This window comes from Olsenella phocaeensis, assembly GCF_048189965.1.
GTDB lineage: Bacteria > Actinomycetota > Coriobacteriia > Coriobacteriales > Atopobiaceae > Olsenella_I > Olsenella_I phocaeensis.
Genome location: NZ_DBEZHV010000002.1, coordinates 1 through 13,431 on the forward strand (window position 1 = coordinate 1; position 13,431 = coordinate 13,431).

At 66.2% G+C, this 13,431-nt stretch carries 10 protein-coding genes; 1 reads left to right on the forward strand and 9 read right to left on the reverse strand.

The window, feature by feature from the left end; genetic code table 11:
* Positions 1–384: 384 nt before the first annotated feature.
* The 7 genes from ACMPH2_RS00150 to ACMPH2_RS00180 all read right to left on the reverse strand — a co-directional run bounded on the left by ACMPH2_RS00150 (position 385) and on the right by ACMPH2_RS00180 (position 7,119).
* Positions 385–588 (reverse strand): cold-shock protein, encoded by a 204-nt coding sequence (locus tag ACMPH2_RS00150; protein ID WP_040656760.1) that lies wholly within the window; start codon positions 586–588, stop codon positions 385–387.
* 185 nt (positions 589–773) lie between these two features.
* Positions 774–1,877, reverse strand: coding sequence for a dTDP-glucose 4,6-dehydratase (rfbB, locus tag ACMPH2_RS00155; protein ID WP_417118296.1), 1,104 nt, complete (start codon positions 1,875–1,877; stop codon positions 774–776).
* 176 nt (positions 1,878–2,053) lie between these two features.
* Entirely contained in the window at positions 2,054–2,959 is a 906-nt protein-coding gene (gene rfbD / locus ACMPH2_RS00160) for a dTDP-4-dehydrorhamnose reductase (protein ID WP_417118297.1), read from the reverse strand.
* Positions 2,960–2,976: 17 nt separating this feature from the next.
* The gene (gene rfbC, locus ACMPH2_RS00165) at positions 2,977–3,564 is read right to left on the reverse strand and encodes a dTDP-4-dehydrorhamnose 3,5-epimerase (protein ID WP_417118298.1); all 588 of its coding nucleotides are present in this window, start codon (positions 3,562–3,564) and stop codon (positions 2,977–2,979) included.
* Positions 3,565–3,671: 107 nt separating this feature from the next.
* Complete coding sequence (locus tag ACMPH2_RS00170) at positions 3,672–4,643, reverse strand: ATP-grasp domain-containing protein (RefSeq protein ID WP_009279015.1); 972 nt, start codon at positions 4,641–4,643, stop codon at positions 3,672–3,674.
* 8 nt (positions 4,644–4,651) lie between these two features.
* Positions 4,652–5,782: a dTDP-4-amino-4,6-dideoxygalactose transaminase gene (gene rffA, locus ACMPH2_RS00175; RefSeq protein ID WP_417118299.1), complete on the reverse strand. Its 1,131-nt coding sequence runs from the start codon at positions 5,780–5,782 to the stop codon at positions 4,652–4,654.
* 62 nt (positions 5,783–5,844) lie between these two features.
* Entirely contained in the window at positions 5,845–7,119 is a 1,275-nt protein-coding gene (locus ACMPH2_RS00180) for an ATP-grasp domain-containing protein (RefSeq protein ID WP_417118300.1), read from the reverse strand.
* An 89-nt stretch (positions 7,120–7,208) separates the two neighbouring features.
* On the opposite strand from ACMPH2_RS00180, the gene ACMPH2_RS00185 reads away from it, so the two are divergent.
* Entirely contained in the window at positions 7,209–9,686 is a 2,478-nt protein-coding gene (locus ACMPH2_RS00185; protein WP_417118301.1) for a YfhO family protein, read from the forward strand.
* Between the two features lie 114 nt (positions 9,687–9,800).
* Here the strand turns inward: ACMPH2_RS00185 and ACMPH2_RS00190 are convergent, their stop codons facing one another.
* Together ACMPH2_RS00190 and ACMPH2_RS00195 are read right to left on the reverse strand one after the other, a co-directional pair.
* On the reverse strand, positions 9,801–12,167 hold the full coding sequence (locus tag ACMPH2_RS00190) for a L,D-transpeptidase family protein (RefSeq protein WP_417118302.1): 2,367 nt from the start codon (positions 12,165–12,167) through the stop codon (positions 9,801–9,803).
* Positions 12,168–13,370, reverse strand: coding sequence for a L,D-transpeptidase family protein (locus ACMPH2_RS00195; RefSeq protein WP_417118303.1), 1,203 nt, complete (start codon positions 13,368–13,370; stop codon positions 12,168–12,170).
* Positions 13,371–13,431: the final 61 nt, after the last annotated feature.

Genomic DNA, 13,431 nt, shown 5'->3' on the forward strand with positions numbered 1-13,431 from the left:
GCCGACAACGTCAAACGCGTCCCCCGAAACGGCGAAAGCGTCCGACGCGTCTGAGGCCACCGCGTTTGCCCAGTTGGCGCGATTGTCTCAGACGCGTTCGACGCTTTGGGGCAAGAAACGCACGCGTTGGGCGCTTCGGGACGAAATTGGCACGCGTTGGGCGCTTTGGGATGCAACTATCACGCATTCGACGTTTTGAGACGAGAGGCGCGCGCGTTCGACGTCACAGGTTTGCGAGAGTCGCACGCGTTCGACGTCGTGAGCGTCGCCTAGCCGACGGATGGACGGAATCACGACGCAAGAAAGCGCCCCAACCCGCCATGATGGGCGAATTGGGGCGCGAAAGCTTTATGCAAGCCTTCTACCTGCTGTTTTGCAGGGCACTTACATCTTGTGAACGTTGGAAGCCTGGAGCTTGCCGTTCTGGCCGGTGGTGATGTCAAACTCGACAGCCTGGCCCTCGTCCAGAGTCTTGAAGCCGTCCATCTGAATCTCGGAGTAGTGGACGAACAGGTCGTCGCCATCCTCGCGAGAGATGAAGCCATAGCCCTTGTCGGGGTTGAACCACTTAACAGTACCCTGTGCCATGTCGTGCCTTTCTTTCTTGCCCCGAGGGGCGAAGCGCTGCGCTGTCGCGCGATACATTGTGACACCTAGTCACAAGAGCTAGTGTACCCCATTGCCATGAGGTTCTGGGCAACAATCGTGCGGGCCCAAGAAAATGGGGCATTCCCACGGAATGCCCCACAAATCAGCCCCCTGGGAAGCGAACCCTACCTGCCGTCGTACATCCTCGCGTAGTACTCCTGGTAAGAGCCGCTGGTCACGTGGTCGACCCACTCGGGATTGTCCAGGTACCAGCGGATGGTCTTCACGATGCCCTCCTCGTAGGGGGTCTCGGGGTACCAGCCCAGCTCCTCGCGGATCTTGTCCGGCGCCATGCCGTAGCGGCGGTCGTGCCCGGCGCGGTCGGTGACGTGGCGGATGAGCCCCTCGTTCACGGCTTCGTCGCCCGTGACCTTGGCCACCTCGGCGATGATCGTCTTCACGATGTAGATGTTGGCGCGCTCGTTGTGTCCGCCCACGTTGTAGACCTCGCCCAGGCGGCCTCCCGTGGCGACCATGTCGATGGCCTTGCAGTGGTCGTCCACATAGAGCCAGTCGCGCACGTTGAGCCCATCGCCATACACGGGAAGCTCCCTGTGGTTCAGCGCGTTGTGGATCATGAGGGGGATGAGCTTCTCGGGGAACTGGAAGGGCCCGTAGTTGTTGGAGCAGCGCGTGATGACCGCAGGGAAGCCGTAGGTGTCGTGATAGGCCTTGACGAAGAGGTCGGCCGAGGTCTTGGACGCGCTGTAGGGGCTGTGCGGGTTGAGCGGCGTGGTCTCGCGGAAGTAGTCGGTGTGCTCGGGGTCGGCGGGGCTGCCGTCCGCGTTGGTCTTCTCAGGGATGGCAAGGGTGCCGTAGACCTCGTCCGTGCCCACCTGCAGGTAGCGATGGTCGCCGAAGCCGCCTCTGCCGTCGTCCCAGGCGGCGCGGCAGCAGTTGAGCAGGTTCACGGTGCCCATCACGTTGGTGTCGGCGAAAATGCCGGGGTTCGCGATGGAGCGGTCCACGTGGCTCTCGGCGGCGAAGTTGATCACGTAGTCGGGCTGGTAGGTGGCGAGGGCGTCGCTCATGGCCTTCTCGTCGCGGATGTCCGCGTGCAGGAAGACGTGGCGGTCGTCGCCCTCGATGGAGGCGAGGTTCTCGAGGTTGCCCGCATAGGTGAGGGCGTCCACGTTGACGATGCGGATGTCGTCGTGCTTGCGCAGCATGTACAGCACGAAGTTCGATCCGATGAATCCGGCGCCGCCGGTGACGAGGTAGGTCTTCAAGGGGGTTCCTCCAAGCGTTGATCGGGAAGCTGGCCAACTTCGGGCGGTCTCTCTTCCCTAGATTCTACGGACGCAGGCCATCACGTGCAGAGACGAACACAAACGCCATGCTCGTCCTGCGTCCGCACCTCTCCAGGCCATCATGCGTCCCGCGATCGTGCGCCACGCCCATGGGCTTATCCGGCAAGTTCGTCGAAGTTCTGGCGATAGGAGCGCAGCGCCTCCCTCCACGGCCTCATCTGATTGCCGATGGTCGCCTCCAGATGGGCGTTCCTGAGCGCCGAGAAGCGGGGACGGTCGGCGGAGGCGGGGTTGGCCCGCTTGTATTCCTCGCTCGTGCAGCGGACGACATCGCAACCCTTGCCAAACTCCTCGAAGGTCGCCTGGGCGAAGTCGGCCCAGGAGCAGGTGCCCTCGTTGGTGCAGTGGTAGATGCCGTAATCCCCAGTCACCGCAAGCGAGAGGATCTCGTGCGCAAGGTCGTTCGCGCTGGTGGGGTTGCCCATCTGGTCGTCGACGACGGTCACCCGGTCGTGCGTCTCGGCGAGGCGCAGCATGGTCTTCACGAAGTTCTTCCCCACGTAGCCATAGAGCCAGGCCGTGCGGAGCACGAAGGTCCTGGGGTTGGCAGCGAGGGCAAGGCCCTCCCCCGCCAGCTTCGAGCGCCCATAGGCGCTGATGGGCGCCGGGACGTCGGACTCGAGGCGCTCGCCCTCGACGTTGCCGGGAAACACGTAGTCCGTGGAGACCTGGACGAGCGTCGCCCCCTGTCGCGAGCAGGCGCGGGCGAGGTTCATGGGACCCAGGGCGTTCGCCGCGAAGGCGGTCGGGAAGTTGGCCTCGCAGCCGTCGACGTTGGTCATCGCGGCACAGTTGATGGCGAGGTCGTATGGCCCATGGGCGTCAAACCAGGAGTCGACGGCCGCCGCATCGGATATGTCCAGGTCCTCGATGTCTATGTAGTCGACGTCCGCGCCCGCGTAGGCCTCGGGAATGGGCCCGATCTCGGAATGGCCCTCCTTGATGAGGCGGCGCAGCTCGTTGCCCAGCTGGCCGTGGGAGCCGGTTACCAGAATCTTCATGGGCGTTCCTTCCCTCGCTAGCGGGCGATGCCGCGGGCAGAGCAGTAGTCGGAGAAGCTGGGATGCCTGGTGTCCTTCTCGGACAGGTTGACCTCGACGCCCTCGACCAGGGGCCACTCGACCCCTATCGTCGGGTCGTCCCACATGAGGCCGCCCTCGTCGTTGGGATGGTAGACGTCGTCGCACTTGTAGCAGAATACCGCCGTCTCGCTCAGCACGTAGAAGCCGTGCGCGAAGCAGCGGGGGACGAAGAACTGGCGGTGGTTCTGGGCCGAGAGGACCACGCCCTCCCACTTGCCGAAGGTCGGGCTGCCCTCGCGCAGGTCGACGGCGACGTCGAAGACCTCCCCCTCCACGACGCGGACCAGCTTGCTCTGGGGGTGGTCGATCTGGAAGTGGAGGCCACGCAGCACACCCTGGGTAGAGGAGCTCTGGTTGTCCTGGACGAAGTCGGCGTCGATCCCGCCCGCCACGAAGTCGAAGCGCTTGTAGGTCTCCATGAAGTAGCCGCGGGCGTCACCATAGGACTTGCAGTCGACGACGGTCACTCCCTCGATGGACGTGGGAGTGAAGGTGAAGTTTCCGGAGCTGACTGTCTCTTGCATGAGCACCTCTCAAGTATGGGGCGGGATGGTTGCGCCCCAAGAGTGTAGGACAAGGCACCGCGTGCTGGCCAAACGGGCACGAAGGCACCAGAACGGCAGGACGAACGTCAGGGCCTCGACGTCACGAACTCGCTATACCTGCGGGCGATGAAGCAGTCCTCGTACTCCCCCAGCCCCGCGATGGGCTCGCCGAGATGTGCCCTCAGGTGGTTGGCGACGCAGTCGTACGCGGCCATGCAACTGAACTTCACGCCGCCCGAGAAGCGCGGGTTGCACTCGAGGAAGCGGTATGCCCCCTCCGCCTCCTCTATGAACTCGAAGTTGACGCAGCCCACCACGCCAAGCTCGTCCGCCAACCCCTGGCAGGCGGCAACGAGCGCGTCGTCGTGAAACATGCGCACCGACGTTCCCGCCCCGTTGGGCGTGCGCAGGAGCTCCCTTCGCGGGACGGCGACGACGGCCGATCCGCACTGGTCGCGGACGACGTCCACGGTGACGACCGGCCCCTCGACGAGGGGCTGCACGATGTAGCGCTCGGGGTCGGGAGGGCAGACCGCACGCCAGTCCTCCGGCCCCCTCACGCGCGTGAGACCCTGGCTGCTCCTGCCGTCGAGCGGCTTCACCACCACGGGATGCCCTGGATAGCGCCCGTCCAGGGGTGCGAGGGGGACGGTGGGGATGCCCCGCACGCCGGACTTCGACCCCTTGAGGAACTCCGCCATCGCACGCTTGTCGCGGCAGAGGGCGAGCGCGGACGCCGGGGAGATGAGCACCTTCGTGCCCAAGTCAGCCAGCAGGTCGCGATGGGCGTTGAAGAAGTCCACCTCGACGTCCGTCAGGGGGAGAAGGAGCCCCACCCCCTCGCTGGCGCAGACCTCCCGCACGAAGGCGGAGTACTTCGCCTCGGACGAGGCGAAGGGGGCCTGGCGGAAGGAGTCCACGAAGAGGCTCTGCGCCACCCACTCCCGTGGGTAGACGTCCACGCCCACCACCCTGACGCCCTGGTCGTGCAGCCCCTGGACCACTGCCTCGGCCGAAAAGGACCCTATTGCCGTGACGAGCGCGACCCTCTGCTCCATGGGTGCCCCTATTCGAAGAAGTCGAGCACGGCGCGGATGACCACGTCGCGGTCCGTGGCGGACATGCCAAAGTAGAGGGGAAGCCGCACCAGGCGCTCGCTCTCGCTCGTAGTGTGCAGGTCCTCGCCGTCGAAGCGACCGAAGCGCAGGCCAGCAGGCGAGCTGTGCAGGGGGATATAGTGGAAGACGGCCATGACCCCACGCTTCTTGAGGTGGGCGATGAGCTCCTGACGCTGCCCGAGGTCGCGGCACTTGAGATAGAACATGTGGGCGTTGTGGACGCAGCCCTCGGGGACGACGGGAAGCTCCACGAGCCCCCCCTCGGCCAGGGGCGCGAACGCGTCCCGGTAGGCATGCCAGGTGGCAAGGCGGTCGTCGTTGATCTGGTCCGCCGCCTGGAGCTGGCCCCACAGGTAGGCCGCGTTGAGGTCGCTCTGGAGGTAGGAGCTGCCGCGGTCCACCCAGGTGTACTTGTCCACCTGCCCGCGGAAGAAGCGCTGCCGGTTGGTGCCCTTCTCGCGTATGATCTCGGCCCTCTCGATGTAGGCGGGGTCGTTGATCACGATGGCGCCGCCCTCGCCCATGGAGTAGTTCTTGGTCTCGTGGAAGGAGTAGCAGCCAAAGGTGCCGATGGTCCCGAGCGCCCGCCCGTGGTAGCTGATCATGAAGCACATGGCGTCGTCCTCGACGACGAGGAGGCCATGCCTGCGGGCGATGTCCATGATGCGGTCCATCTCACAGGAGACTCCGGCGTAGTGCACGGGCACGATCACGCGGGTGCGCTCGGTGATGGCGGACTCGACCCTCTCCTCGTCCATGTTCATGGTGTCGGGTCGGATGTCCACGAACACGAGGGTCGCGCCCACGGCCTGGAAGGCCGTGGCGGTGGACGAGAAGGTGAAGCTCGGCAGGATCACCTCGTCGCCCGGCTCGAGGTCGCAGAGGACGGCGGCCATCTCGAGGGCGGAGGTCCCGCTGGTGGTGAGGAGGACCTTCTCCGCGTCGAAGCGCTCCTCCATCCACTTGTGGCACTTGAGCGAGAAGGGGCCGTCACCGCAGATCTTGTGGTTCCTCTCCGCCGCCTCCCTCACGTATTGCATCTCGGTTCCCACGTAGGGGGGTACGTTGAAGTCAATCATCCTGTGAACTCCTGGTGTCTTCGTGAACTGGGCGAGAGGGGACGCATCGTGGGGCCGGCAGCCTAGGCGGTGCCCTCCGGGGCCTTCCGCCGGTTCCTGAGGAGGAGCTCCCTCCCCTGCCCGTCGGTCATGCTCGCGCTCTGGAAGAGCTCGTCGGTCCTGCGGTCGAGCTCCCCGCGGTCTGGGGAGCAGAGGTACACGCGGGCGGCATAGGGCTTGTCGCCCACCTGGTGCGAGATGATCTCCCCGGGCCGGTAGTAGACGATCGTCTCCTTGACGAGGGGGTCGGACTCGTCGGGGAGCCCACCCACGGAGGCGACGCGGCCGTCCCTTCCGTGGAAGTAGAGGCCCGCCGCGACGTCGGCCAGGTGGGGGTCATGCCCCTCGAGGCGGGACGAGACGGCGACGGGGTCATAGACGTTGTCGAGCAGGAGGTCCTCGACGCAGACGGCCCCGGCGCTCGCGTACTCGAGCAGCTCGTGCTCATAGCCGAAGATGCGTCCCGCGCACTCGCAGACCCTGACGCCCCTGCCGGGGGCCCAGAAGAACTGCATGCACAGGGGGCCATTGAGGAGCCCGACGTAGCCTGCCACCTTCTGGAGCATCTCCGTCGCCTCGCCCAGGACGTCGTCCGTGTGCGCGCTGGGGTAGACGATGCGGCTCACCCAGGGGACCGTCGCCTCGCCGTCGTCGCTCTTCTCCCGGTCGGCGACCTCGAGCACGACGGGGCGGCCGTCCACGACCCACGACATGAGGTTGAACTCGAGCCCGTCGTCATACTCCTCGACGAAGATGTAGGGAGCGTCCGAGTAGCCGGCCACCTCGTCGTAGGTGGCCTCCACCTCCCGCGCGTCCCCCAAGACCCTCACACCATGCGACCCCCAGGCATCGGCGGGCTTCGTCACGCAGGGGAAGCCCATGCCCTCGAGGTCCTCGCGGACGTGTCCCCTCCTCACCCTGGCGGTCTTGGGATAGGGAATCCCCAGCTCGTCGAACATCCCCTTCATGAGCGACTTGTCACGCAGGTATGCGAGGCGGTCGGGAGGGAGCGGGCAGCCCAGCCCAGCACGCTGTGCGATGTTCGCGCAGCACTCCGCGAGCAGGTCCGAGTACGAGCTCACGATGCCGTCGGCGCCGACCTCGGCGCAGAGGCGCGCCACGGCGTCCGCGTCGCGCGGGTCGACGTCGTACGACTCGTCGGCAATCAGCTTTGCGGGGGTGTTGGGATACCCGTCGCAGACGATCGTGTGCCAGCCGCGCTCCCGGGCCTTCCTCACCAGCGGGACGAACTCGTCCATCGACCCCAGCACGACCAGACGATGTCGGTCTTCTGACACTGCGCGCTCCCATCACCGCATGGACAGTCGGATGGAGAATATGATAGCAGTGATGAATCCGCGTCCCCCTTCCTCAGAGGAGCATCCCATTGAACTGGGCCGACTACGCCTTCGAGCTTCCCATCTCCGCCCTCTCGCTCCTCCTCGCGTCGCTCGCGCCGCGCCTCCTCGCGCGGGAGGGGGACGTGTCGGGAAGGCGCGACGCACGCGAGCTGGCTGTCCTCTGCTGCGGGCTCGCGCTGGGCGTCGCCCTGGTGTATGGCGCCATGCTCATGGGCGGCAGGCTCTTCGTGTATGGGGCGGGGGACGCGGGGACGGACACCATAGACCAGTACGTCCCCTTCTACCTCAACCTGATCGGCCGCGTGAGGGAGGGGTCGGCCCTCTCCTTCAACTTCGACTACGGCCTGGGAACGGGCGTCACCTCGTTCCAGTCCTGGCTCTTCGACCCCTTCAACCTCGTCCTAGTGCCCCTTGGCCTCGCGCTTGGGGAGGGAAGGCTCGCCCTCGTGCTGGTCGTGGTGCAGGCCCTCAGGATAGTCTGTGCCGGACTGCTCTTCGACCACCTCCTCGTGGGCTTCTGTGACAGCAGGCTGGCGCGCGTGCTGAGCTCGCTCCTCTATGCCTTCTCCGGCTACCTCGTCCTCTGGGGGCAGCACTACTGGCTGGGGTCGGCCTTCGTCGTCTTCACGGCGCTCGTCCTCGTGCTCGAGCTCCTCATGCAGAGGCGGACGTCGGTGCGCCTCCTGCTCGTCTCCGCCGTCGTGGCAGTGGCAGTGGGCTGGAGCGCCTACACGGCGTTCATGTCGCTCGTCGCGGCAGCGCTCTATGTGCTCCTTCGCCTCCCCTTCCACGTCAAGTCTCCCGGGGTGGCGGCGTACCTCAAGGGGCTGGCGTGGGTCGCTGCGGCGGTCGCCTGCGGGCTGCTGCTCTCGGGCGTGCTCTTCCTGCCCTACGCCCTCTTCCTCCTCAACGAGACGGGCCGCGTCACGGGAGGCTCCCCCCTGCCCGCGCGCCTCGCGGCCGCCCTCGCGCCGGTGCCCGCGAACTGGCTGCCCTACGTCCTCAGCCGCTTCCTTGGAAGCGGGCTCGTCAACACGGGCGCCGTGGGCTTCACCCCCGACGTGGTCGACCTCGCGAGCACGAACTTCCAGCGTGGCTTCGCCTACGAGTTCCCGGCGCTGGGCTACTCCGCCGGCTGCCTCATGCTCCTCGGGCAGTTCTTCTCCTGGCTCCATGACGAGGGGAGCCGCAGGGAGCGCGTCCTCTGCACGCTCGCCGCGCTCCTCGTCGCCCTCTACCTCTTCGACCAGCTCCTGCCCACGCTGCTCAACGCGATGGCGTACGTGAACTACCGAAGCAGCTTCGTCCTCGCCCTCCCCGTCTGCCTCGCCATGTCCGTGGCGGTGGAGAGGCGCGTGCTTGCCGGGCGCACGTCACGCCCCCTCCTTCTCGCCTCCCTGGCCCTGACCGCTCTCGTCGTCGCCTGGTCGCTCGCGCACACCCTCAACGGCAGGCTCGTCTGCCTGCTCTTCGCCGCGGCGTCGGCGTGCGTCGCCGGAAGCCTGTGGGCGGTGGGGAGGTCCGGCTGGGACGGGGCGAGTCGTCTTGCCCAGACCGCGTTGGTCGCCGCCCTCCTCGCCTCCTCGGTGGGCGACGCCTTCTTCGTGACCAACCTGCGCGGCACGCTGGAGCCAGACGCCATGCCGAGCCTTGGCGCCAAGGACAAGGACACGCTCGACGCCTTGGACAAGCTAAGGGAGGAGGACCCGGGAGTCTGGAGGGTGGACAAGCTGTACGTGGACTGGACGCACTACAACGACTCGCTGGCGCAGTCGTACCCCTCCGCCACCACCTACAACAGCACCATAGACAGCGACCTCAGGGAGTTCCTCGACAGGCTGTGGCCCGAGGCCTACGGCCAGGGCAGCATAATGGAGTACGCCTACAGGCACGCGCCGGACGCCGACGGGGTGCCCGCCCTGCTCAACCTGCGCTACGTGCTCTCGAAGGAGCCGATGCGATCGAGCTGGGCGTCGCTGCGCGAGCGCATAGGCAGCGTCTACGTGTACGAGAACGCCCAGGCGAGCTCCCTGGGCAGCCTGCGCCAGGCGGTCGTGAGCGAGGGAGAGGCCAACGCGCTGCCCGATGCGGGCGAGAGGCGCGCCCTTTTGGAGAGGGCCGTGATCGTCCCGGACGAGGTGGCCTCCACGGAACAGGCAGGCAGGCTTCCCGGAGCCGACGAGGGCGACGGGGCAGCGGACTTCGGGGACTTCACGCGAGCCACGGACGGCTCGCTCGAGGCCAGCGCGTCTGCCAAGACGAATGCGGTCGCCTGCGTCGCCGTGCCCCACGCCGACGGATGGAAGGTGCTGGTCGACGGCAGCGAGGTCGAGAGCTTCAGGGCGAACTACGGCTTCGTCGGCTTCTTCCTGCCCGCAGGCGACCACCACGTCCAGCTCGGCTTCACGCCCGCCGGCCTGGGCGTGGGCTGCCTGATGAGCCTCGCCGGACTGGCATCGTGCCTCGCGCTCTGCCTTGTGGGCAGGCGCAAGGTGGCAAGGTAGTCGACGCCACTCCCACGGACAGACGTGGTACGTCCTCAATAAGGCGTGTAGACACAAGAAACGGGGCTGCCAGGATTCCTCCCGACAGCCCCGCCACCCCCTGCTTCTGACGAGCTAGTAGCTCACCACGCGCGTGCCCCGCGCGCAGTTGTCGTAGATCCACTTGGCATTCTGTATGAGCAGCCTGACACAACCATGCGAGATCTTGCGACCGACCTGGTTCTCCGCAGGCCCAAGGCTCGGGATGGTCGAGTGGAAGCCACAGTCGAGCACGAAGCCCGAGAAGTAGTACAGGTCGTCCTTCTCGTAGTAGTAGCGCCTCCACTCGCCGTTGCCGCTGGCGTTGTAGCTGGCGTTGTCGCCACCGAGGGTGTAGTACTCGCTCTTGGGGGTCCCGTTGCCGTTGTTGTACTTCGTGAGGCCGACCCCAGCCAGCCACTCGAACCTCGGAACCCAACGGCCGGCACTCCCCTGGAAGACGAAGGTCTTGCAGGCGTCAGAGTCCACGACGAGGATGTACTGGGTCGCACTGCCGTAGTTCGCTATGCGACGCCACGCCCGCAGTCCGGCGGCGGAGAGCCAGCCGCTCGTGAGCTTGCCGTCGTTGTCGCCGAAGTAGGCCTCGCCCTTGGGGTTGATGTAGTAGCCACGGACGACGTAGCCGGTGTCTTCCCTGCCGTAGTAGTCGGTCTTGCCGACCTTGAACTTCCCGACACGGGCATACAGGTGGCCGTCCTTGGCCTTTTCGAGGTAATAGCGCTGGGGCTGGCCATCGTAGCGCTTGCTTACGACCATGCCGGGCTTCTCGTAGTTCTCGGCAAGGGAGCCATTGACGTAGTCGGAGACGATCACGCCGTTGCTGGCGCGATACGCGCCACGGGTCACGTAACCCTGGGACGGATGGCCGAAGAACCAGAGCTGGGTCGTGGTCCCCTCGAGGGCAGCCTTGAAGAAGCCCGTCTTCGCGTAGGAGTAGCCGTCTCCCGTGTCCTTTGCCAGGTAGTAGCGCTGGTTGCCTCCGTCGTATACCTTGGTGATGAGCCAGGAGGTCTGGGTGGTCAGCTTGCCCTCGTTGTTGGAGAGGAGGACCTTCGAGCCGACCTTGACCTTGCCGCGAGAGATCTTGCCGTCCGACTTTGCGTAGGCATAGTAGCCAGCACCCTCGCTCGGGGTGACGAAGCGCGAGCGGGCGATGTCGGCGTCGGCGCCGACCCAGTAGCGCTCCCTGCTCCCCCAGGCCGAGGAGACCGCCCAGAAGCCCTTGATTGCCCGCACGTCCTGGTTGGACGCGTTCCAAGCGATCTTCTCGTCGCGCCAGCCCACCTTCACGAGGTGGTCCTTCTCGACGGTGCTGGTTGTGAAGTTGTGCGCGCCGCTCCTCGCGTTGGGGTTGTACTGGCGCCAGACGCTCACGGAGTCCTTGTCGAGGTCGGAGTACCAGCCTATGCCCTCGCTCCTCCAGCCAAGCCTCACGAGCTGGTCTCGCTCGCCCTTGTTGGTGGTGTAGTGGTGGTCTCCCGCGTTGGGGTTGTAGAGGCGATATACGGGTGCCTTGGACGTCTCGGGGGCGACCCAGCCCACGCCCTCCCAACGCCAGCCGAGCTCGAAGAGGTGCCTGGCCTCCCCAAGCGCGGAGGTGTAGAAGTGCTCGCCGGAGTTGGGGTTGTACAGGCGGTACATGTTGGCGTACTTGACCGCCGGCTTCGATGCCTCCTCCTCCTTCTTTTGCGCGGACTCCGCCGCCTTCTTGGGCGCGGGCTCCGTCTTCGCCTTGGCATCCGCCTCCTGGGCCTTCGCGGGCTGCTTCTCCACGGCAAGCTTGGAGAGCTTCAGCGGCGACCTCGCACCATCGGGGGAGCTGGCCGTCGCAATGCCCTTTGCAAGCTGGTCGCCCACGTCCGGCTTTGCGGCGCTCGCCTTGGCGTCGGAGGCGCTCGCATCCGCCTCGGTGGCTGGCGCGACGGCTTCCGCAGCCTTCTTATCGGCGGCTGCCCCATCCGTGGCGGGCTCGCCCGCCGTCTCCTTGGCCGTCTCGTCGCCCGCGGGGTTGGCGGAGGCGTCCACCATCGCAGGGTCGCCCGCATTGGAGGCATCCTCTGACGAGGGGGAAGGCGTGGCAGCGCTGGCCTGCGCATCATCTGAGACGATCTGCTTGGGCTCGTCCCCCTTCCCCTCTTCCACGGGCGTCGGCGCATCTTCCGGCTCCGTCGCCGTCTCGCTGGCTCCCACTGTGGGAGCTGCCGCAGGAGAGCCTGCCTCCGATGCGCCTGTCACGGCCGCAGGGGCCTCGCCCACGACGGAGTCGGACGGCGCCGACTCTGTCGCCTGGGAGGTGGCGACGACCTCGGGGCCCTGTGCCGCCGCGACGGCGGGCTCCTCGGCCCGGGCGATCGCGGGAGTGAGCGCGAGGGCGGCGCCCAGAGCGACGGGGGCGATCAGCCCCAGCAGGCTGCGCCTGACTCCAAAGCAGGAATAGCTCATCTAAGACCTCTTCCGTCCGAAGACGTAGACCGTCGTCCCCTGGCTGGTTCCGTGATAGGCGTTCTCGTCGCTCGGGGCGACGTTGCGGGCAGCGTTGTCGTAAACCCACTTGGCGTTCTCCCACAGGAGGCCGATGCAGCCGGTGTTGTCGTAGCCCGTGCTCTCGTAGCCCGTCGAGTGGATGGTCTGCCCGTCGTCGTAGCCCTTGCCCCCAACATACTGAAGATGACCCGTATCGCGGGGCAAGAAGGACTCGACGTAGCAGCTCGCCCAATCGTTGTAGCCCTTGCCGAAGTAATCGTGATTCCAGTCGCAGATACGCTTGTGGCTGATGTGCCAGACGCCCGTGAAGGTGTTCCAGCCCATGTTTGCGTTCCAGGTCTTGATGACCTCCCAGCTCCCGTTCTTGCGCTCGAGCACCGTGACGCGGCAGAGGTCGTAGTCGCAGGCGAGGAAGTACTCGGTGGGACTGCCGATCTGCTCGGCCTCGGCCTTCATGCGGTTCAGGTAGGCCGTGTGACCGGACCAGCTGACGCGGGCGACGTAGGGATCCCTCGTCTCCTTCGTGGAGGCGGCCCCGGGGACGTCCACGCGCTTCGCCACGTTGGCGTCCTTGCCAATGGTGACGGTCTGCAGGCTGCCCCAGGCGGGACTCTGGACGGAGAACGACTCGATGGGAGCCGCATCCCTGTTGGAGGCACGCCAGGCATAGCCCTCGCCGCTCTCGTCCCTCCAGCCCAGCCCAACCAGGTAGTCGTGCTCCTCGCGGGAGGTGGTGAAGTTGTGGGCGCCGCTCTTCGCGTTGGGGTTGTACTCCCTCAGCATGCCCTTCGAGTTCGAGGACTCCTCCGAGTACCAGCCCACCGGCTCGTTGTTCCAGCCGAGCTCGACGAGGTGGTCGCGCTCCTCCACGCTGGTGGTGTAGTGATGGTCGCCCGCATTGGGGTTGTACAGACGATACACGGGAGTGCCGGACGTGGCGGGCGCCACCCAGCCCACGCCCTCCCAGCGCCAGCCCACCTGGAGCAGGTGCTTCGCCTCGGGGAGCTGCACCGTGTAGAAGTGCTCCCCGGAGTTGGGGTTGTACATGCGGTACACGTTGTTGTACGAGGCGGCATGCGCCGGGGTGACCAGTACGGCAAGCGAGAGTGCCAACGAAGCCAGCACGGTCGCCGCCAGAATCGGGCTGCGTCGCTTCTTCATGGCGAAGTCCTTTCTCATTGCTGGCAAATAGACCCCCTGCCAGGATGATGCTATCGTTTTA

Excerpts from the sequence above, each read along its gene's own strand:
- ACMPH2_RS00150 (WP_040656760.1), bottom strand. The coding sequence starts at position 588 with ATGGCACAGGGTACTGTTAAGTGGTTCAACCCCGACAAGGGCTATGGC.
- rfbC (WP_417118298.1), bottom strand. The coding sequence starts at position 3,564 with ATGCAAGAGACAGTCAGCTCCGGAAACTTCACCTTCACTCCCACGTCC.
- ACMPH2_RS00195 (WP_417118303.1), bottom strand. The coding sequence starts at position 13,370 with ATGAAGAAGCGACGCAGCCCGATTCTGGCGGCGACCGTGCTGGCTTCG.
- rffA (WP_417118299.1), bottom strand. The coding sequence starts at position 5,782 with ATGATTGACTTCAACGTACCCCCCTACGTGGGAACCGAGATGCAATAC.
- rfbD (WP_417118297.1), bottom strand. The coding sequence starts at position 2,959 with ATGAAGATTCTGGTAACCGGCTCCCACGGCCAGCTGGGCAACGAGCTG.
- ACMPH2_RS00190 (WP_417118302.1), bottom strand. The coding sequence starts at position 12,167 with ATGAGCTATTCCTGCTTTGGAGTCAGGCGCAGCCTGCTGGGGCTGATC.
- ACMPH2_RS00170 (WP_009279015.1), bottom strand. The coding sequence starts at position 4,643 with ATGGAGCAGAGGGTCGCGCTCGTCACGGCAATAGGGTCCTTTTCGGCC.